Raw genomic sequence first — 20858 nt, 5'->3', positions numbered from 1 at the left:
CTCCTTTCAGATCTTCTCAGGATTCTTTGCGCTGATTCCCATTATTTGAATTCTACCCCATAAAAAAACGGCATGTCAACAGCCTATGTGCTTGTCATGCGCGTTTGAACGGACAAATCAAAAATAATATTCTAACGGTCTAGAATTTGATCCTCGGTATGTCCGCTTCCTTGAGATTGTCTCCCCAGGTCCAGAAATGGGCTTCCCCGTTGACTACCCGGAAAAGAATAAAGTTCGGATTATTCGAGGTATCAAAACCAAGGGCCTTGAGAAAAGGCCTTTCTTCCAGGGCCTTTTCCCTTAAAGCGGAATCCTCAACAAACTCCACATCGCCCATTACCCGTAAATGCTTGATGGGCTGCGAGGTGACAAAACAAAGTTCCACCTTGGAATTGGTGCGCAGTTGTTTATACAAATTCTTAGAAGCGGCAGTCGTAAAATAGATTCCGTCATCTTTCACCCACAAAGGAATCATTCCCCTGCCCCGGGGCTGGTCCCCCTCGACCGTACACAGGGTACAGGTCGCCTGACTCTCCATAATAAATTGCATACAATCCTTAAAATCCATTTCAGTACCTCCTTTAGATTTTCATTTTTTTAAAGAAAACGTATATTTATCGTATTTTTAGTAAATAAGAAGGGCTGTCCCTCCTAGATTATCCTATGAAAATTATCCTGATTGCTGAAATTTGACTTCTTCTATATCCCCGTCAATATCTAATCGTAAACTGGGGTTCTTTCTCTTATGATTTTGATAACTTTCATTAAATTTAAAGCCATTTTTAATATAAAAATCACAAACATCTTGATCGTTTTCCACATCAGCATCGACTGTAATAAAGCGGCAGGCTACCCCATGAGTTCGTATTTCTATACAAATACCGCGGGCTAATTCAACCATTAGAGACCCAATATTCGTATAGATTTCCTTATATTTCTTATCAACCGCAAGATGACCTATTTTGACAGCCAACAAAAATCATTCAACCGATATCCTTCTGTTAATTCAATCAGTTGAATGATATTTTGATGGTCATATATACTTTTCCTACTCATTAAATGCTCCTTTTAATTCTTCCGTAGTTTTAAAAGAAGACCATGTGCCTTTTTATTACGTTCTATCGCTTGAGGGGAAGGTTTTTTTCTTACCTCAGCCATTATTTCTTCAGCAAATTTTCCTTTAATCTCGGGAGTTGCGTTAACTCTTACCGCACTCATTGTTTCCCCTCCTTTTTTAAAGACTATCACTTTACCTTTTTTTATATCCATATTATACCACCCCATTTGTGTGTGTACAATATGTATAATTCCCTTTAGTACCAGTTTAGAACCAAAATATTGGGATTTCTCGATTATATATAGGTTTTTCCCTAGATGATATTGCGGCTCCAATCTTATATGCTCTTTTTATTCTTTGTCATTCAAGATTTCACTCTCCGGAAAAGAATATAAATAAATAGTTGAGTTTACCTTCATTAATCCTTCGCAAATACCTTTTTAATGGACAGATACTGATAACAGGTTATCCTCTTTTTCGTTTTTTTCCTTCTTTGCCTATATTATACTCAAAGATTAGCGGGAAACAAAACAAAAAGCCGGAACGAAACGAATCGCTCCAGCTTGAATTCCCGCCTTGTGAAACCTATTTTTTCAATTCTCTGACTGGCCTGGCCTCGATATACCCTCTGTAGCCCATGGGCGCCAGCTGGAATCGCGGGCCGTCCTCGTCCGCCCACTGAAAACCATAGATTTCCGGATTGTAACTTTTCATGACTTCCCATAATTCTTCGATCGCCTCGCCAAATTTTGGATCATCAAAAGGCTGACCCTGAAAAACCATCATCTTGCACGGCGACAGGTTCATGCTCTCGTAACCATCCGGAATTTCCCCTGTATAATCCGCCGGAACCTCAACCCCTTGGGCATAAAGCGACGTATCCGGCCGGCGCAAATTGTCCGGCAGCCACATCCCAATGGGTTCATAGATGGCTTCTTTAATTGCAGAAAGCTGTTCCCAGACAGCACACCCTACTTCTTCGCAGTATTCAAAATAATGGGTCGCTTTTAAGCCGCTTTTGAAGATCAGTTTCCGGGCGGAACGTTCCACCACTTGTACAAAGACCGTGTTTGACTGAGAATGATCAGACATATTGCTCTCTCCTTTTTGTTTCGTCAGGTAATAATCACGGACATAGCCGGGTATGAAAAGTTTAAGAGATGCCGTTTCTTTGTTTTGGCTGTACGTTTTGGGCGTAATTCCGAATTCTTTAGAAAAGGCCCGGGTGAATCCTTCATGGGAATCAAAGACGAAGTCGAAAGCAACATCAATGATTTTCCGATCCCTGTCCTTCAGTGTAACAGCTGCCTGGGATAACCTCAAAGCCCGGATGTATTCAAACGGTGCTTTTCCGATCAGCTCCTTAAACATTCTAGCTGAATGCCAGGGCGAATACCCCGCCGCCCGGGCCAGAGAATGCAGGGTAATGGGTTCGGTCAAGTGTTCATCGATATACTCCTGCATCCGCTGTACTGCCTTAATTTTTTCCCAGTTTTCCATGTTCTCACCTGCCAGTTCAAAGGATAACAAATATGCTTATTTTTTTCTTGACTTCTTTTGCGATTGTGAAGCACCGCCCAATTTTCTTTTCCTCTTTACAATAAATTGCAATGAAACTCTAAGGTATGGACTTTTTCCCAACCCTAAAACAATTCGAACTGACAATTGCGGCACGATTTAATATCACGGGTCTTTACCACATCATTTTCGCCGACACCGCCAAACAGCAATGGGGATTCCGGATGATGCGCAGCATCATTTTTCTGAACAGCGTTCGGGCTGAAATTCGCATAGCAGTACAGACATCCGTTTTTACAGGTATTATAAGCCCCGATGTCAACGCTTGTAACACAACCGCATTCCAGCCGCTGGTTTTTGTCTTTCTCAACGTTTAGATAATATCCGCCTAAACGTTCAAAGCGCTCTTTATCAATACAATGCGCCTGACGGATGCCAAATTTTCCGCAGTCAATATCCTCCGCACAGGTATCCATATCCATTCCGAACTGTTTTGGTCTCTGCAAACCGCTGCATTAATTCCACTTTCTGATCGGTTGTCGGTTTGATGATATTGCATGTCCGAAGGTTCCGCTCTGTATTTTGGTAAAAGTCTAAAAAACTGACCGTGCATTTTTCCGTGTAACCGGCGAGCTTTACTGCAAGCGACTTAAAAAACTTAAGATGATACGCCGTTGTATAATCCGTATTGAACAGAATCGGATCGTACCGCCAAATCACCTTGTCCTTGCCAATTCTTTGAGACAGTTTTTGAAATGTCGGAATAACAATATCATTTTTTGATGGTACGTTCGGTTCAATATCTTTTCCGTAGGCATTAAGGGTAAACTGAAAATAATAGGTGTAGGCTCTCAGCTCGTCCAACCGTTCAAGCATCGGTGCCGGATTTTTCGTCCAGAAAACAATACCGTCAACGACATCCGGCGAAAGGTCAATTTTACTGATTAGGTGAATATTCATCGGGTTACGGACAAGAACAGACTTTTCCTTTAGGCGACGGTAAAACCATTTTGCATAATATGCCGGGATATCTGTTCGCCTGCTTACACTTATGATCATTGTCGGTTTTCCTTTTTCAGATTACGCAAAACCCTCAGACTTTTGAGCGCAGGATGACATAACAAGAAGCATCATCAGAATTAATCCCAGACAAAGCAATTTATTAATCTGTTTTTTCAACGTGCGCATCCCCCAACTCATTCTAATTCCATTAATCCATTACATTAATGTTTAATATTTCTATATCTATCTTTCTATTCCTTTTTATTCCTTTTTATTTAACGTTTTTTAGAAACCGCTTACTTTCACATTGGATTGTTTTTGGCAGTAATGAGTTTATAAAAAAGAATGGCGTCCAAATGGCCGCCATTCTTTATTTACTGCTTATTTATTCTTTCAGAAGATCTTCAAATGCACTGATGAATCCACCCAGGATCGCATCTGCAAATTCGTCATCCATGGTAATTGTCCAACTATTATTATTCTTCACAAGATTCACTTCGATTGTGACTGTTGTTGTCTGGTCCTCATTGGCAATGGCGTCAAACAGTAGCTCCTGTATCGCCTGTTCAGCTTCTTCATCACTTAATTGTTCCTCTTCAGGCAATAATCCCTGTTCAATCGCCAATTTCATGACCGCATCGAGGTAAGCATCCAAGACGGCCGCGAAATCGGTATTGGTGATTTCCGCTGTCACGGTTGCCGTATCACCGTTTATGGCTGAAGACACAATGTTGTAATCGAGTTTGGTGAAGAAAGAGGCAATATTTTCATCGGTGATCGTGGTGCTGGTCGATTCATCAGAATTCATGAGTCCATCGTAGCTGAAATACCGGTCAACGGTATCCTGATCCAGTGCTTTGATCGCGTTCATCGCGTTGGCAAATGCTTCGGCGGGTTGCTCCAAAACGATACAAGAATAGATCTGATTCAGGACCAATGGCTTCACAACACTGGTACCGCCGACAGAATAAATTTTATTGATTTGTCCTACCTTACCTGCTAAAAAAGTTTCTACGGAAGGATCAATGCCGTTACCGACGAGCAGAATGGCTTTTCCTTGTTTTGCAGCTAACGCGGAACCAGCTAAGGCATCGGGGAAATTTAGCCCTGTGGCAACAAAGAGGGTATCCGTCGCTTGACCAAGGCCATTAATAATGTTGACTGCTGTTTCATAACGATTATTTCCGCCATAACGGGTTGGATCCGGAAGTTTGGATTCGACTTGCGCACTGATGACGCCAGTCCCGCCAGTAATAATCGTATCGGTTACTTGCAGTGTAGTTAAAGCTTCGCTTGTCGCTGCTGGTAGAGAATTTGTTTCGGATAACAGAATCGGTACACCGTTTTGCGCTGCCCAGGATGAGATCGCCAAGGCATCCGGGAAATTCTGTGCATAGGCGATGACAGCCTTTTTCGTCAACAGTTTATGATTGTCTTGCAGATATTTGGCAATATTCGCTGAAGTCTCATAACGATTGCCGCCTGTGATACGCTCGACCGTATAGTCCGCAGACAGATCCTCTTCAATCGCTGCGGATACCGCACCGGTACCGCCAAGGATATAGATCGTTTGCGCTTGGAGTCGTTCGATCTCCAACGCAGTGTCAGGAGAGAGTGATTGACTGTTCGTTAAAAGTATCGGGGCATCATAGGCTGCCGCCAGGACAGCACCGGCTAACGCATCTGGAAAATTGTTATCACGGACAAGGATAACGGCATTTGAACCTGCAGTCCATCCCTCCTTGGAGATTTCAATCGCAGTTAGCGTCCTGCTATCCCCTGCAAGTCTTTTATTTTCTACTGCCTGGGCAGCATATGCTTGTAAAGGCATCGCAGGAATTGTGATTGTGAACACCAGTGCCATTGAAAGCAGGAACTTCAGCCAATTTTTTCGAAAGCTCATTCTTTCTTCCTCCTAAAAATAGTAAGTAAGATATCTGGTGGATAATGGATAAGATATAAAAAAATAACACCAAGGAAAATTATATATTAAAACATGTTTTATTTCCTTCTGAAATTACAGGAAAAGATATTAGCAATGTTTGGCAATGAACAAATGAGCATTCGAATAATTTTAATTATTTCAATAAAATATCAAGCATTTTTTTCGTGTTATTTAAGAAAGAACGCGTGATTTGATAATGCTCCGTCTCTTCATAGCGTACCTGCTCGAATCCGTCACGAATCTGATAGATCAAGGCATCCGGGTAGGCCAAGATGATCGGGGAATGCGTTGCAATGATAAACTGAGATCCTTCGTTGATCAGTTCATGAATCCTTGTCAGCATCGACATTTGCCGTGAAGGGGATAACGCCGCTTCCGGTTCATCTAGAATATAGATACTCTCCCGACAAAACCTATTCTGAAAAACCGCGAAAAATGACTCGCCATGCGACTGTTCATGCAACGACCTTCCGCCATAGGCCCCCTCCAACATTAAATCTTCAACATTGGACGCAAAATTATAAAAGCTCTCTGCTCTAAAGAAGAAACCATCTCTAGGTCTTTTGGCTCCTTTAATAATTTTGATATATTGATTTAAGTCTGAATGCGTCGCTCTGGAAGTGAAATTGAAATTCTTTGTCCCGCCTTCCGCATTAAAACCAAATGCAACCGCGATCGATTCTAAAATTGTTGATTTTCCCGAACCATTTTCACCGACTATGTACGTTACTTTGGGGTGAAAAGACAACCTGTCTAAGTTCTTGATGGCAGGTAAATGAAAGGGGTATTCCGTAAAGGAGGGGACACGCTCCCTGTCTAATTCAATATAGCGTATGTACTGGTTAAGGCTGTTGAATTCCATTATTCTACCTCCTTAACGATTTGATCTAGCGGCTCATTGACTTCCTCCGGTTTCCGGTTAATTTAAGATACCCTCAATCAAAATCGTCTGTTGAAACAAAATAATGACCCCGAACCAGAATTGGCGATTACATGTACGGGATCACCAATCTTGCACAATATTAGTTTGAGTTCCTTGATAACGATGAGTAATTCATAATCCAATAAATAAACATACCTACAATTCTGAAGTCTTCTCGGTAAATTTGGTTCAGTTCTAATATATTTGTTAAAATATTAGCCATCAGCTACAGCCGAACGTGCTCAAGAAAAACAATCTTATTTGTCTTTTCATCGAAATAGAATTGAAAACGCTCCGTGCTGTTCTTCATAAATTTAGCCGTATCCCCATCGGTAATCATTTCCCGGATTGCTTGCCAGACCTTTAGCTTACCGTTCCTAATTGCTTTTTTCTCCAGCACATATTGCATGGGTTTGGATAAGGTTTGGCGATGGCTACACTACCATCGGGTTCTGCCTATTCCTGAAACGACCAGCGGCTGACTTCCCCGGTTTGCAGATTGATCCGGGCAAAAGTAGGGGGCTGGGCATTCTCGTCTTCCTCAATATAATAGCCATAGCCGTCCAAATAAAAAAGATATCCGTCGACGAGATACTCGGCTTCATAATCATCACAAGGCCATTTTACCCGGTATGTCCCCCTTTGACCAGTGGGCCCGCCATCCATCGTGTAAAAATAGAGCCAATCACCATACACATAGCTCATACCATCGAGTCCAAACCGGTCCATTTCCAGGAAAGCAAGTTTCACAGCTTTTCCTGCTTTTTGATCGACCCGGAAGACCGACCAGCCTGTGGAAGAAGGAATACCATTCGGACCCCGCTCTTCAGTCACAATGTAGAATTGACCGTTATAACGGGAGCCTCCTCCAAACTGTCCAAGGATAATATTTTCGCCGGTCCGGTTATTCAGCAAATGCTGCGTTTCACCGTCTTCGTAATCCGTATAAATCAGGTAGTCATTGTCGGCAGCAGTGATATAGGTGCGCCCTTGGGCCAGACATTCACTGCGGCTCCCGTCCAAGACCGCCCGGTAAAGGTCCCTGTTACTCAAGTGGGTGTAATAAATCCATTCGTCCTGAATGGAAAAGTAATTGCCGACGTTCTTGATCAAAATCTGGATGTTGGTGCCGTCTTTATTCATCGTACACAAATTTCCGCGCGGGGTCTGGTTAATATCGTCAAAGCCGATCTGATCGGTAAAATAGATCTTATCTTCTGTCAGCCACAGTTGCAGCGAAGAGTTCGTACAGATCTTTTCTGTGTTTCCCTTAAGGTCAACCCGGTAAATACCCCGTCCCAGATAATAGTAGGGCATATAGTAGACGTAGGTGCCGTCAAAGTAGAGCTTATGCACGGAGTGGGTCTTCACCAGTCGCCGTACTGTATTCTTTGCGGTATCCACCATATAGATCCCATCCTGCAGTTCGGCATAATAAATCAGGATGTTGCCGTTCTTGGCGAAAAACTTCCCGCTGTGCATGCTGTCGCTTTTTTCATCCGAGATAGCTGCACTATTCTCACTTGAAGCTCCGGTCTCCTGTAGCCCCGGCGCTATGTCTCCTTGGTTGCCGGTGTTTTCAGTTGCCGGAGATGGTTCAGCAGCACCGGCAGGACCTGTGGAAGACCCAGGCTGCGCAACGCAGCCTGACACCAGCAGAAGGATTAGCGCAAGGCAAACCCACCCATATTTCTTTTTTTTCATCCGGTGCACATTCATCTTATCTCCCCAAAACCTATTATTTTTTATATTTACTCACCTTCGTTGCTGGCTGCCGTACTCGTTACCAATAAATACCTGATTACTGCTTTCATAAACAGGCAGACTATAAGATAAACTCATTTTCATAGGAAGGATATGATCTTATGGCCTTACTTGGAAACCCATTTGTAGCGAATGTCCCTAAGCAGATGTCCAATGAGGAGTTGGCTCAGGCCCTTCGGGTTGATATTGCAGGGGAGTACGAAGCAATTATCGGCTATGAATCTCATGCTATGGCAACAAATGATGAGAGAGTAAAAAAGGTTCTCCATCATATTGCTGATGAAGAAAGACAACACGTCGGAGAATTAGAACAGTTGCTAGCCATGATTAGTCCAAAGGACTTGACGTCTATAGAAAAGGGAAGACAAGCCGTACAACAACAGCAATCTCAAAATTTTCAGGCCCCTATGCAATAAGGACTTTATTTTAGTAAAATTCTCCAAATAAATTTGTTCTCCTTTATTTTTCCCATGCTATCAGCGCTTGTCATAAAAAAACAGCCTTGTCCCAAGGCTGTCACTTCTTCATATTTCCTCACGTTTTAACTGCTCAATTTTCCACTGGCATTTCCATACGATCTTTAACATCGCTATAGCAATAATCCCAAGTAACACTGTAAAAGCCCCAAAGAGAACCTCGCCGCTTTCAAAGGCTGCCATCAACTCCACCAAGAAGCAGATGATCTCTATGGCCAAAAAGACGGTGAAAAAACGCTTGATCTTACTGTATTGCATGATTTTGGATTGGACATCCGTATACATCTCGAATGGCCCGTCCGCAGCCTTTTTCCGTAAAAAGACCCATCTGAACCACTGACCGACGACTTCTACGCCGGTATCCTCCATGAAAGATGCATAATCAGCCTTGTCCCCGTCCCATTTATCCAGTAAATCGATCTGATAATTGTACTCACCAGGGTCGCAGGGTTCAAACGTATAAAATCCAAGGAAGAATTTTTTAAAGGCCCATCCTTCCAAAGACATTTTTTGAAGCCAATCCTGTTCGGCATCTTTGTCATAATACCATTTGAATTTTATCATCTTTTAGATCCGCCCCTCATCCATCTTTTTTGCATTCTTGACAAGTTCATTCAGCCTTTGGACTTCGTTATGAAAGACTTCCGCACCCCGGCTCGTCAGAAGATATTCTTTTTTCTTTCTGGATTCCTTATCCTCACTGTATAAACAGATCCACCCCTTTGAAAGCATGGAATTAATCGCCCCGTATAAGGTCCCCGGTCCTAATGTGACTCTTCCGCCGGTCATTTCACCGATATCCTGAATAATCCCATAGCCATGATTCGGTGTGCGTACCGCCAATAAGATATAAAACAAGGCTTCTGTCAAAGGTGTATTATTGTCCAAACCAATCATCCTCCGATATATCTTCTAACGATATATAATATATCATCAGCCGATATATCTGTCAATATCTTTTGCCCCCTGATAAAAAAAATCCCGTGGACACTTTTCCACGGAAACACGCAGCATTTTGTTAAGCCGCCTGCTTAAAACTGTATTGCAAAGCGAACAGGCCTATAACCTCGCTTCTTCTAATTATTGATGATCGTTCCGCCGTTGATATGCAGGATTTGCCCCGACATATAGGCGGAATCGGCACTGGCCAGAAAAAGATAGGCAGGAGCAAGCTCCACTGGCTGGCCGGCACGCTGCATCGGGTTCGTACTGCCGAATGTACGGACTTCCTCTGCGCTGAAAGAAGCGGGAATAAGCGGAGTCCAGATCGGGCCGGGGGCTACGCCGTTGACCCTGATGCCCTGTTTGGCTAAGGATTCGGACAAAGACCGCGTAAAAGATACGACTGCGCCTTTTGAAGAAGCGTAATCAATTAAACGGACTTCACCTTGATAGGCGGTAATCGAAGCTGTATTGATAACCGCAGCGCCTTTTTGGAGATGAGGCAATGCGGCGCGGGTCAGGTAAAACATAGCAAAGATGTTTGTCCTGAATGTTCTTTCCAACTGTTCGGAAGTGATATCCAGAATAGAGTTCTGGGGATGCTGCTCCCCGGCATTATTGACCAAGATATCCAGATGACCAAAGGTTTGGATCGTTTCCCGGACGGCTTGATTGCAGAACATCTCGTCGGCGACATCCCCTGCGATCAGGAGGCAGCGACGGCCAAGCTGTTCTATTCTTTCTTTGGCATAAAGAATAGCAACGGCCCTGCCGATCCCACTGTCCCCTCCGCTGATCAGGGCAACTTTTCCCCGGAGTTTGCCTCCCGGCTGATAGTTGGGATCCTCAAAGGCAGGACTCGGGTTCATTAATGTTTCCAGTCCGGGCTGAAAATTCTGGTGCTGAGCAGGGAAAGTCGGCTGCGGAATGATTGCTTCTGTCATAAAGGTTTCTCCTTTTGTTTTCCCTTCATTTTCTCCCAAAAAAGCAGTATTCATTCCGCGAACCGTGCTGCGATCACACCATTCATTAATTTTGCGGGACGCTGCAGTGAAGCAATTGATTTTTATCTTTCATCTTTTCTTTTTATATCCCTGATTAACCAGTTAAGGCGAGAAAAAGCCGCGATGAAGGATAGCATACCCACTTCATCTACGGCTTATAGTTAGTTTTTGCCCTTGTTACCAACGGACAGCATTGAGGATGAAGAAAGCTATCCGATAAACCTGTCCAGCAATATGTCCTCAACATTTCTTCTTCCGTCGATTACTGCAAGTATCCATACTTTATTTTCTTCAATCTTATAAATCAGCCGCCATGGAGGGATTATTAATTCCCGATAAATCAAAATTCCGAAATAATTCAATTCCGGAACAATCCTTCCCTGGAGGGGTAATAGGTATAAATTTTCGGATTTTTCTTTGATGTCTGTATAGACCTTTCCCGCATTGATTGTACTGTCGATCGCAATATACTCTATTATTTTTTTTAAATCCTGCTGAGCGGTTTTGGTCCAAAAAACCTGATATTTTTTAATATTCATCGTTGCTCGTCCTGCTCAAGAAGATGATGATCCATACTCAAAAAAAAGTCATCCTGAGATAAAACATTTCCGTTAACGATGTCACTTTCCCCTTGCGTCAACAATTTTAGCAGCCCAAGCGTATTTTTCATTTTTTCGTAAGACTCCGTATCCAATAAAACAGCTTTGGCTTCTCCATTTTGGGTTACATAAACCGGCCTGCGGGACTCGTTCACTTGATCCAGTACCTCAGCTGCATTGGCTTTAATATAAGAAATCGGCCGAATATCATCCTTAATGTTCATAGAAACGAATCACCCCCTGTACAAATATAGTACTAAATTTAGTCCGGTTAGTCAAGAAATCTTAATCATTAGCCGTACAAACAGCTTTATTTCCTTTTCTAATAAGTCAAAACGGGCATAATTTTCTGATGTTGTTTATTTCCCTAACTCAAAAAGAACACCGCCAATATTGGTATACAGCCGTTTGTCGTTTGTAAGAATAAAACCCGAGCCAATTCCGTTTTCCGTATCATTCTGATAATTGGCGATCTCGATTTCCGTTACCGTATCGTCCGTGACTCCCAGACTGCTGAACTGCATCCGCCAATTGTTGTAAAGGTCGGTATTTGTCCAGATGTTTTCCTGATAAACAGGATTTTTGATCGTTCCTTTACTTGTGACGACTTGCTTATCGTTCACTGCGATCTCCTGGCCGAGATAGCCGTCGATTTGCTCCTGGCTTAAGCAGGTGACATTGGGGGTTGGAATTTCTTTCTTAATAATCCAGATTCCAAAATATGCACGAGTCGCCGGCGCCGATGCCGAGGCATTCGAAACTTCAGGAGCTGAAGCGGTGTCCGGCTTAGCTGAATAAATCAACTTTTCCATGGCTTGGCCCCTATAATAATATTTATCATACTCAAGATTTCCATTTGCAAGCCATTCCCTCGGCACAAAATCGTACTCGCTCGTTGCTTTGACGATCACCTTTTTCTCCTTGGTCTGGATATTGTAAAGGACCAGGTCTTGGACCCCGTTTAATTCCGTGGGCGTAACAGGTTGGATACTGCTGTTAACCATCCCGACGGCCACCCATTTGGAGTCCGGCGACCAGCACGGCCCGCCGGTGTAACCAAAATCCCCGATCGATTTGTCTTCCCGGGCGCTAACGATGATTCCTTCGCGCTGTACAGAAGTCCCGATATCGACAAACAGATAGCTGCTGTTCGGCGACCATAATAGTTTGCAGATCCTGTCGTTTACTCTCGGAATAAGCTTCGGCTCACTGCTGCCAACCTGCCAAAGGTAGAGCTGTCCCTCCCAAAGTTCCGAATTACCCTGGATATAAGCGACAAACCCGTTGTCGGGAGAAACAGTAGCTCCATAAATATTTGCCTTGTTGAGTTTTGTTTTGATATCGCTTAAAGTGTTTCCGGTGGAGTCCACCTGGTCTTGGACCGTTTCTTCAGTGCCCGTGCCGCCTGAACTGCAAGCCACCAATCCGCTAAGCAGGATGATGCTTACAAGCACCAGGGAGAATGTGATGACTCTCCGGCTTTTTACTTTCCTGCTCAAAATCTTTTGAAACCTCCCTTTCTTTTTCTTCCTTAGTTCTTAATTATACCAAATTTTCCTTGTTTTGATATCTAGCAAAACACCATTTTCCTGCCTCCGCCAGCGGGTCCGCAAACAGCCAAAAGGCAAGTAATTTTATTCAAACACTGCTGCCGTTTTTAGTGGTTGCCGGATTGGGGATAAGCAAGGGCGCTTTTTTGGTTTCGGCGTTTACCCTTACATCATCTGTTTTGCAGCCGGTTTTCGGTTACCTGGTCGATCAAAAAAACCAGCGCTGGCTGGGCTGTTAGGGCTTAGTTTGAAATCCCCAAAAAGCCCTGCCTAATCCATAAAAACTCAATGGTCATCATTCCTCTTTAACCTCTTTGTAAAACCGATTACCGGTTTCCGGTTCATAATAAACTTTAAATTTCTTACCGTTCACTGGGTCGATAAAAACCTCATCCGTAGCCATATACCCTTTGGGTATATCGTTTCCATGATTCTTTCGATAGCGTTTATCCCAAATAAACCATGAACAGAAGGCAATGATAAGAAATATCCCCACTTCCAATAATATATAGATTTCAGCCGTTATTCTCATCTTAAGCTTCTTTCTCCACCACAACCGCGGTTCCAAAGGCTACAATCTCACTCATGGTCTGTCCAATTTCGCTGGAATCAAACCTCATCATCACCACAGCGTTTGCTCCCATCGCCTGGGCATTCTTGACCATACGGTCTATCGCCTGTTTACGGGTATCTTCAAGCAGGGCGGTATATTCATGGATTTCCCCGCCGATAAGACTGCGCAGCCCAGCTATGATATTCCCGCCCAATCCCCGGCTGCGAACAACGAGACCGAACACCTGTCCTTTAACATCCGTTACTTTGTAACCTTTGATATTTTCGGTCGTAACGATTAACATACTGTCACTCCCTTTTTATTTTTATTTTACAGATCTTGTAGCCAGCTTACAATTATTTTTGCAATTTTTGACTCAATCCATTCTATTAATAAACAGCTGTTCCAAGATATCTGCTAAAAATGCCAACCGGAACACCTGCCGTTAAAATGATATTTCCTCTGTTTTATGGTATTCTAGGATTATTGCACACCATTAATCCTCAAAGGAGTTCCTTTCATGGCCTTATTCAACGTCACAGAAAGGGAGATTCAAGCCCTTGCCTCCAACCGAAAATCTTACGAGCTCGGTGTCATTTATGCGCAGAGCCGGAAAGTAAGCAACTTTAATTTTGACCCTGAGCAAAGGGCCATCAAAGCGATTGTCGCCGGCAATTGGCACTACGATGTCCGTATCGTGTTAAATCAGAGCGGGACCGTGAGCTCCGCTCATTGCACTTGTCCGGCCTACGCCGAATATCCCGGGGCCTGTAAACATGTCGTCGCAGTTTTAAAAACTGCACGGCAAAAACTTTCTGCCATACAGTCTTCATTTTCGGATTCCATCAAGGCCGGCAGTGAGTTCATGACCTTCATCTCCGACCGCAAGCAGGAGAATCCGCTGGAAGAGCTGAACCTCGAGGTGGGACTTCAGCTCAGTACGGTTTTTCGCAAAATAAGTGCCCAGCTCCAGCTGAAAGTAGGCCTAAAGCGTCCTTATGTTGTTAAAAACTTAAAGGATTTTTTACTTGCCGTAAAAAATGAGCATTCTCTGGACTTTGGGGCAAAATTCACCTATGATCCGACCCGTCACAAATTCAAAGAAACTGACGCGCCTTTGATCGCCATGCTCCAGGATATGCTGGCCCAATATGAAGCTTTCCAGGAAATCAGGAATGTCTCCAATTTTGCCTATACAGCTTCTCCGTTCAGTCAAAAACCGTTTGTACTCAGCACTTACTATTTGAGCAAATTATTGGATGCGCTGGGATCAAAGCCTTTTTCCCTGCATGCCGGTTTTGCCAACGGCTATGAAACAACCGAATTTCTGACTGTAAATATCAGACGGAAGGATATCCCGCTAGACTTTTCCGTTGAGGCCGAAGAACAAAATATCCTTCTGTTGCTGCAAAATGAACTGCCTGTCCCGTTAACCGCAGATGGGAGATATTATCTTTACAACCGGCAGATTTATCAGGTCTCTCAGGAGCAAACGGAATTCCTGCCCAACCTGCTCAAAGCCCTGAACGGCAAGCAGCGTCCAGGCATTCTGTTTACTGCGGCGCAAAAAGACCGGTTTGCTTCAGAAGCCCTCCCGTTGATGCAAAAAATTGCGACAGTCCGCGTAGAGCCAACACTTGCAGATAGATTTATCCGTGAGGATTTGCAGCCGAAGATCTATTTTGACCGGGCCGGAGAAAACGGAGTTACAGCCCGCCTGGAATTTCATTACGGGGAGATCTCGATTAATCCGTTTTCTTCACGCGGGGGCTTCCGGACTGCGCCAGGTGATGATCAAATCCTGATCCGGGATCTTGAGCAGGAAAGAAAAATTCTGAATATCTTTGAACAGGCTGATTTTATCGTATCTGAAGGCAAAATCAGTCTGGAGGATGACGAGAAGATCTTTGATTTTACCGTCAAGGGATTTTCGGAGCTTCAAGATTTGGCGGAAACCTACTATTCCGATGATTTCCGATTGAAAATTCAAACTTCCGCCACCTTTTCCGGCCGGATTCGTCTGGATGAATCCCTGGATATGCTGGAAGTCTCTTTTACCTGCGGTGATATTGATCCGGGGGAATTAGCTGATATCTTTCAATCCCTGCAGATGAAGAAGAAATACTACCGCCTGCGTGACGGCTCATTTCTTGATTTGCAGCAGCATGACCTGGAAGCCATGAGCAAACTTCTCGATCACCTGGATCTGAAGGGGCAGGATTTAACCAACCAAACGCTTCACCTCCCGAAGTTCCGGGCCCTGTACATTGACAGCTTCCTCAGGCAGGCCGAACTTTCTGGAATCCAACGCAATAAAGCTTTCAAACAACTGGTCCAAAGCATCCTGGAACCCCAGGACGGGGAATATGATCCTCCGCTGCCGCTGCAGCAGGTGCTGCGTGATTACCAGAAAACAGGTTTTAAATGGCTGAAGACGCTTGCTTCCTATGGTCTGGGCGGTATCCTTGCCGATGACATGGGTCTCGGCAAAACCCTGCAGGTTTTAGCCTTCGTTCTATCGGAAAAGCTCACTGCCGCCCAAAATCCCTCCTCTTTATTACCGTTTTTAGTCATCGCGCCGACTTCCCTGGTCTACAACTGGCAAAGTGAAGCAGAGAAATTTACGCCTGACCTACATGTGCTCGTCATCGATGGGCAGCCTGCCGAGAGGCAGGAACAAATCAGCCGGATTACGCCAGCTGATCTTGTTGTCGTTTCTTATGCCGTACTGCGCCGTGATATTGAGCAATTTTCCAAGTTGGCATTCTCCTATTGTTTTTTGGATGAGGCCCAAAACATCAAGAATCCGCAAACCCTCAATGCCAAGTCTGTCCAGAAAATTCAAGCCAAAGGATATTTTGCTCTAACCGGAACACCCATTGAAAATTCCCTGTCGGAGCTCTGGTCCATCTTTCATTTCATTATGCCCGGCTATCTGCCTAGCCACCAGGAATTTCACAAGAAATACGCCCTGCCCGTGTCGAAAGGAGACACGGAATCTCTTCAGGAATTGAGCAGGCAGATCAAGCCGTTCATCCTGCGCAGACTGAAAGTTGATGTCCTAAAAGAACTGCCTCCCAAAATTGAAACGGAGATCAAAGCTGCTTTGACAGATGAGCAACGAAAAATCTACCTGGCCTACCTCCAGCAAACGAAACGTCAGCTTGCTGAGGAACTGGCTGTCTCAGGTTTTGCCAAAAGCCAGATTAAAATACTGGCAGCCTTAACCCGCTTGCGGCAAATCTGCTCCCACCCGGCAATGTTTATTGAAAATTATACGGGGGGAAGCGGCAAGATGCTGTTGTTTCAGGAGATTTTGACAGAATCGCTGAACGCCGGCCATCGGATTCTGGTCTTTTCCCAGTTTACTTCGATGCTGGATCTGATTCAGAATGACCTTAATCAACATAAGATCACGCACTTTTACCTGAGCGGTTCTACCAAGGCTCTGGAAAGAACTCAAATGGCCCAAGCCTTCAATGACGGTCAAGGCAAGGTCTTTCTTATTTCTTTAAGAGCAGGTGGGATGGGCCTTAACCTGACGGGCGCCGATACTGTCATTCATTTTGACCCCTGGTGGAATCCGGCCGTTGAAGACCAGGCTACGGACCGCGCGCACCGGATCGGGCAAAATAATTCGGTTCAGGTCATCAAGCTTTTGACCCAAGGGACCATCGAAGAAAAAGTCAACGCCTTGCAGGCCAAGAAGAAAAAGCTGATCGATTCCGTCATCCAGCCCGGAGAAACGATGTTGTCCAAGCTAACAGAACAGGAGCTCAATGCGCTGTTTGATTTTGACTAATAACTCTCTATTTTTTTGTTAAACAACCTGATTGGTAGGAGGATTATACGCACAATTTGACGCTAAGTCACCCTGACTCCTTTCAAAAAAATTTCTGTGTCAGAACTGGACAATGTTCATATGATGTACCAGGAAAAAGTCTGTCCTAATTTTTGGAGGGTGATTATGTGTTCAATAAATATGGTTTCCAAAAAATAACTCCCCGAAACGGTTTTGATACAAATCCCAACAACGCCATGCAAAACAATTATGCCTGGTCAATGGCTGAGATGGGAGAATATCTCTATGTAGGGACCGGAAGAAATATTCTCTATAACATTCTCCTGACTATTAAGAATGCAGGAATATTGGGGGATTTCGAAATCCCGAAGGAGCTAACCCCTGAGGTTGTCGATAACAGAGCAGAAATCTGGCGTTATAACAAAGCGCTTCCCCATGCCGGTTGGGAGAAAGTTTTTAAAGCTCCAGCTGATTTCAATATTATCCAAGGTTTTCGGTATATGATCCGTTATACCGACCTGAATGGTCAAACGGCGCTTTATGTTGGTGGGTATTGTCAGGGTAAGGTAAGGACATTTAGGTCCACAGATGGATTGTCCTGGCTTGAAATACCCAATGATAATCTTAACGGTACTTCCACAAGGGCAATGGTGATTCATACCAACGAAAAACTCTATATGTCAACTGTAGATGAGATCTCTCAAACTCTAACTGCTCTGATTTATGAATATATCCCTCCTACCGTTCACTTTCCAAATGGCAGATGGGAGCAGGTTACAGGGGATCCAAGCAACCCGGGATTTATCCAAGGTAAAAACCCAAGCGGGCAAGTAATGATGATGGCAAGCTTTAAAGGACACCTTTATGCCGCTACCTCTAATCTGGTGGAAGGATTTGAACTTTGGAGAACTGAAGGCACAGGACCCATCATTAATGAATGGAAATTGGTGATCGACAAGGGAGCCGGTGATGCGCTTAATATTATTCCCTTAACACTTGGAGCGTTTAAAGATTATTTATATGTTGGCGCCATTATGTTCCCTCTTCTTGCGCAACAGCCGATGAATCTCTCCGCATTTAAACCCTTTGACCTGGTGAGGATAGACGCGCAGGATCATTGGCAGCTGGTAATCGGGGGCAAGGCTAAAAAGCCTACCAACCCCACCACGGGCACACGGGGCAAAGCATTAAGCCATAAACCCTCGGGGTTAGGAAATCCCTTTAATTTATACTGCTGGCAGCTGGAAGAATACAATGGGGAATTCTTCCTGGGCACATTTGACTGGTCTGTACTCCTTAAACCGCTCGTTCCCGCTATCATTCCTGCAATTCTAAATTTACCCGGATTTCTAGAAGAACTTCTGCGAATCATTCTTAGCGTGCTGCTTACAGTAGGCGATGCAATCTATCCATTTAATGGATTTGATTTGTTTAAGTCCAAGGATGGCATTCATTGGGCTCCAATTACCTTAAACGGTTTGGGAAATCCGCATAACTACGGTGCAAGGATCTTGTTTAAAACAGCAAACGGGCACTTGAATTTAGGAACCGCCAACCCCTTTGATGGTTGTGAAGTTTGGTTCCGCTAAAGAGATATTTTTGCTTAAATGGTTATAAATGGAAAAATCAGTTCTGTAGAAGTATTCATACGGTGATATGATAGATCCTAGGAGCAGGGGGATGAGCGTATGGATAATACTTGGCAAGCTATCCATGAGAGATGAACTGACAAATAATAGCTTAAAAATAAAAATTATTGATAATAAAAGGGGCTGTTGCACAACGAACGTAACCGTTCGTGGGCAATAGCCCTACTTTTATTGCGTGAGAAATAGCAAAAGCGGGCTCAAAGAGCCCGCAAATACTGTATAATTTAGTTATGCAACTAAATAAATTACACAACAAAAATTATACAGAATATCATGATGGGTATCAATTAGTTTTACCATTTAATTTTGAGGTATTAATACCGGAGGATGACTCCGTTCGACTGCTCAGCCACATACTGGAGGGATTAAACTACAAAGAGCTCTATCAGGCATACTCTTCTACCGGAAGAAAACCTGCAGTCGAACCAAAAATCCTATTCAAGGTGCTGACTTATGCTTACATGAACAATATCTATTCGAGCAGAAATATTGAGAAAGCCTGCCGAAGAGATATTAATTTCATGTGGCTCTTGGGGGGAAATCCGACCCCGGATCATTCGACCATTGCCCGGTTTCGAAAAGACTATCTCGTCGATGCCATCGACGGATTATTTTATCAAATGGTCATCTATCTGCATCAGATCGGCGAAGTAGCCTTCGAAAATCTGTTCATCGACGGGACAAAAATTGAAGCGAGTGCCAATCGTTATACCTTCGTTTGGAAGAAGGCAGTGAGCAAAAATGAAAGCAAAATGTTTACTAAGATACAAGGTTGCCTGGAGAAAATTAATGAAACCTACCATACAAATTTCAGCGTCAACAAAGATAGCCTGTGCCGTGATCTGGCGGGAATAGTCATGTATTTAGAGGAGAAGCAAAAAGAAGAAAACATCGAATTTGTTTATGGCATTGGCAAACGGAAGACAGAATTGCAGCGATATACCGAACAAATCAAAGAATTTTCCTTACGTCAGGCAGAATACGATAAACATAATGCTCTGTTTAATGGCAGAAATAGCTACTCCAAGACAGACACGGATGCCACCTTCATGCATATGAAAGACGACCATATGCGCAATGCCCAGCTAAAGCCGGCTTACAATGTTCAGATTGGAGTCGAAGGCGAATACATAACGGGCATGAATATTTTTCAAGACAGAAACGACTTAAACACGCTGATCCCCTTTTTAAAAGAGATGGAGGGCCGCTTAAAATACCGGTACAAGAACATCATTGCCGACTCCGGCTATGAAAGTGAAGAAAACTATCTGTATCTGGAGAAGCAAAGACAGGCCTGTTACATCAAGCCGCAAACGTATGAGCAATGGAAGAAAAGAAGTTTTAAAAATGATATCAGCAAACGAGAAAACATGGATTACAATGCCGAAAAAGACGAATACACCTGCAGTAACGGCAAGCAACTTAAACCTGCAGGAATCACAAATAGAATGTCAGCAACCGGTTATCGGTCTGAAATAACGGTATATGAATGCGAGGACTGCCAAGGCTGTCTCAAGAGAGAGAAGTGTACAAAGTCCAAAGGAAACCGACGGATGCAGGTTTCCAAGAAATTCATCGAGAAACGCCAGGTATCCTATGAGAATATTACATCCGAAAAAGGTATCTTACTTAGGGTAAATCGGTCTATTCAGGCGGAAGGCGCCTTCGGGGTCTTGAAGAACGATTACAACTTCAATCGTTTCTTAACACGCGGCAAAGTAAGTGTGAAAAATGAGTTTATGCTGTTGTGCTTTGGATATAACTTCAACAAGCTTCATGCTAAAATACAGAATGAGCGCATTGGGAAACCGCTTCACCGGCTAAAGACGGCTTGATACTAGCGGGATAGACATGCTTACTTCCAAAGACATATCGATTACAAAGACCAAAGATTAGGCGATGCAATGTCTAACCAGCATAAGCGGAGCATGGATTGCGCAGCGCGGCTTTTTGCGCCACGGAGGGCGCAACTTGCCGAAAGCGGGTAGACATTGCATCACCCTGCCTTCTTGAGCCTTATTAGTCATACCTATGACTATCCAGTTATGAAAAAAGCCAGCTAAAACCTATAACGA

20 protein-coding genes and 1 pseudogene are annotated in these 20858 nt (G+C 43.8%); 4 read left to right on the top strand and 17 right to left on the bottom strand.

All coding sequences use genetic code 11. The features are described from left to right. Window positions 1-139 precede the first annotated feature (139 nt). The 9 genes and pseudogenes from DEHRE_RS03260 to DEHRE_RS03220 all read right to left on the bottom strand — a co-directional run bounded on the left by DEHRE_RS03260 (window position 140) and on the right by DEHRE_RS03220 (window position 8148). Window positions 140-568: a pyridoxamine 5'-phosphate oxidase family protein gene (locus tag DEHRE_RS03260; RefSeq protein ID WP_019225683.1), complete on the bottom strand. Its 429-nt coding sequence runs from the start codon at window positions 566-568 to the stop codon at window positions 140-142. Between the two features lie 102 nt (window positions 569-670). Beyond that, window positions 671-973, bottom strand: a complete 303-nt coding sequence (locus DEHRE_RS03255) for a hypothetical protein (RefSeq protein ID WP_025205244.1) — start codon at window positions 971-973, stop codon at window positions 671-673. A gap of 95 nt (window positions 974-1068) precedes the next feature. Next, window positions 1069-1269, bottom strand: coding sequence for a hypothetical protein (locus DEHRE_RS14630; RefSeq protein WP_141690667.1), 201 nt, complete (start codon window positions 1267-1269; stop codon window positions 1069-1071). Between the two features lie 373 nt (window positions 1270-1642). Continuing rightward, window positions 1643-2557: a helix-turn-helix domain-containing protein gene (locus DEHRE_RS03245; protein ID WP_019225686.1), complete on the bottom strand. Its 915-nt coding sequence runs from the start codon at window positions 2555-2557 to the stop codon at window positions 1643-1645. A 143-nt stretch (window positions 2558-2700) separates the two neighbouring features. Next, window positions 2701-3634, bottom strand: a pseudogene (locus tag DEHRE_RS03240) (DUF1848 domain-containing protein). A 328-nt stretch (window positions 3635-3962) separates the two neighbouring features. Further along, on the bottom strand, window positions 3963-5480 hold the full coding sequence (locus DEHRE_RS03235) for a cell wall-binding repeat-containing protein (RefSeq protein WP_025205243.1): 1518 nt from the start codon (window positions 5478-5480) through the stop codon (window positions 3963-3965). Between the two features lie 175 nt (window positions 5481-5655). After that, window positions 5656-6384 carry an AAA family ATPase gene (locus DEHRE_RS03230; protein WP_019225688.1) on the bottom strand — a complete coding sequence of 243 codons (729 nt, stop codon included), beginning with the start codon at window positions 6382-6384 and terminating at the stop codon, window positions 5656-5658. A gap of 286 nt (window positions 6385-6670) precedes the next feature. Beyond that, window positions 6671-6853 carry a hypothetical protein gene (locus DEHRE_RS03225; RefSeq protein WP_019225689.1) on the bottom strand — a complete coding sequence of 61 codons (183 nt, stop codon included), beginning with the start codon at window positions 6851-6853 and terminating at the stop codon, window positions 6671-6673. A gap of 47 nt (window positions 6854-6900) precedes the next feature. Further along, complete coding sequence (locus DEHRE_RS03220) at window positions 6901-8148, bottom strand: DUF5050 domain-containing protein (protein WP_242837024.1); 1248 nt, start codon at window positions 8146-8148, stop codon at window positions 6901-6903. A 161-nt stretch (window positions 8149-8309) separates the two neighbouring features. Between DEHRE_RS03220 and DEHRE_RS03215 the strand changes: the two genes are divergently transcribed. Then, on the top strand, window positions 8310-8624 hold the full coding sequence (locus tag DEHRE_RS03215; RefSeq protein ID WP_019225691.1) for a demethoxyubiquinone hydroxylase family protein: 315 nt from the start codon (window positions 8310-8312) through the stop codon (window positions 8622-8624). 108 nt (window positions 8625-8732) lie between these two features. Here the strand turns inward: DEHRE_RS03215 and DEHRE_RS03210 are convergent, their stop codons facing one another. The 8 genes from DEHRE_RS03210 to DEHRE_RS03175 form a co-directional block, all read right to left on the bottom strand. Continuing rightward, window positions 8733-9248, bottom strand: coding sequence for a DUF2812 domain-containing protein (locus DEHRE_RS03210; protein WP_025205241.1), 516 nt, complete (start codon window positions 9246-9248; stop codon window positions 8733-8735). 3 nt (window positions 9249-9251) lie between these two features. Further along, window positions 9252-9572 carry a PadR family transcriptional regulator gene (locus DEHRE_RS03205; protein ID WP_019225693.1) on the bottom strand — a complete coding sequence of 107 codons (321 nt, stop codon included), beginning with the start codon at window positions 9570-9572 and terminating at the stop codon, window positions 9252-9254. Window positions 9573-9760: 188 nt separating this feature from the next. Further along, entirely contained in the window at window positions 9761-10570 is an 810-nt protein-coding gene (locus DEHRE_RS03200) for an SDR family oxidoreductase (protein ID WP_025205240.1), read from the bottom strand. A gap of 269 nt (window positions 10571-10839) precedes the next feature. Next, the gene (locus DEHRE_RS03195) at window positions 10840-11169 is read right to left on the bottom strand and encodes a type II toxin-antitoxin system RelE/ParE family toxin (protein ID WP_025205239.1); all 330 of its coding nucleotides are present in this window, start codon (window positions 11167-11169) and stop codon (window positions 10840-10842) included. Beyond that, window positions 11166-11453: a type II toxin-antitoxin system Phd/YefM family antitoxin gene (locus DEHRE_RS03190; protein ID WP_019225700.1), complete on the bottom strand. Its 288-nt coding sequence runs from the start codon at window positions 11451-11453 to the stop codon at window positions 11166-11168. Before DEHRE_RS03190 ends, DEHRE_RS03195 begins: the two co-directional genes overlap by 4 nt. 135 nt (window positions 11454-11588) lie before the next feature. Beyond that, the gene (locus DEHRE_RS03185) at window positions 11589-12728 is read right to left on the bottom strand and encodes a hypothetical protein (RefSeq protein ID WP_025205238.1); all 1140 of its coding nucleotides are present in this window, start codon (window positions 12726-12728) and stop codon (window positions 11589-11591) included. A gap of 346 nt (window positions 12729-13074) precedes the next feature. Continuing rightward, a complete protein-coding gene (locus DEHRE_RS03180; RefSeq protein ID WP_242837023.1) occupies window positions 13075-13275 on the bottom strand; it encodes a hypothetical protein in 201 nt (66 codons plus the stop codon). Between the two features lie 37 nt (window positions 13276-13312). Beyond that, on the bottom strand, window positions 13313-13636 hold the full coding sequence (locus tag DEHRE_RS03175) for a heavy metal-binding domain-containing protein (protein WP_015044541.1): 324 nt from the start codon (window positions 13634-13636) through the stop codon (window positions 13313-13315). Between the two features lie 216 nt (window positions 13637-13852). On the opposite strand from DEHRE_RS03175, the gene DEHRE_RS03170 reads away from it, so the two are divergent. The 3 genes from DEHRE_RS03170 to DEHRE_RS03160 all read left to right on the top strand — a co-directional run bounded on the left by DEHRE_RS03170 (window position 13853) and on the right by DEHRE_RS03160 (window position 20618). Beyond that, entirely contained in the window at window positions 13853-17134 is a 3282-nt protein-coding gene (locus DEHRE_RS03170) for a DEAD/DEAH box helicase (protein ID WP_025205236.1), read from the top strand. Between the two features lie 167 nt (window positions 17135-17301). Next, a complete protein-coding gene (locus DEHRE_RS03165) occupies window positions 17302-18723 on the top strand; it encodes a hypothetical protein (protein WP_025205235.1) in 1422 nt (473 codons plus the stop codon). Between the two features lie 290 nt (window positions 18724-19013). Then, the gene (locus DEHRE_RS03160; RefSeq protein ID WP_025205234.1) at window positions 19014-20618 is read left to right on the top strand and encodes an IS1182 family transposase; all 1605 of its coding nucleotides are present in this window, start codon (window positions 19014-19016) and stop codon (window positions 20616-20618) included. The last annotated feature ends 240 nt before the right edge of the window (window positions 20619-20858 follow it).

This window comes from Dehalobacter restrictus DSM 9455 (assembly GCF_000512895.1).
Classification (GTDB): domain Bacteria; phylum Bacillota; class Desulfitobacteriia; order Desulfitobacteriales; family Syntrophobotulaceae; genus Dehalobacter; species Dehalobacter restrictus.
Note: the sequence above shows the minus strand (reverse complement) of the source record. Positions and strands in the feature narration are given on the sequence as shown.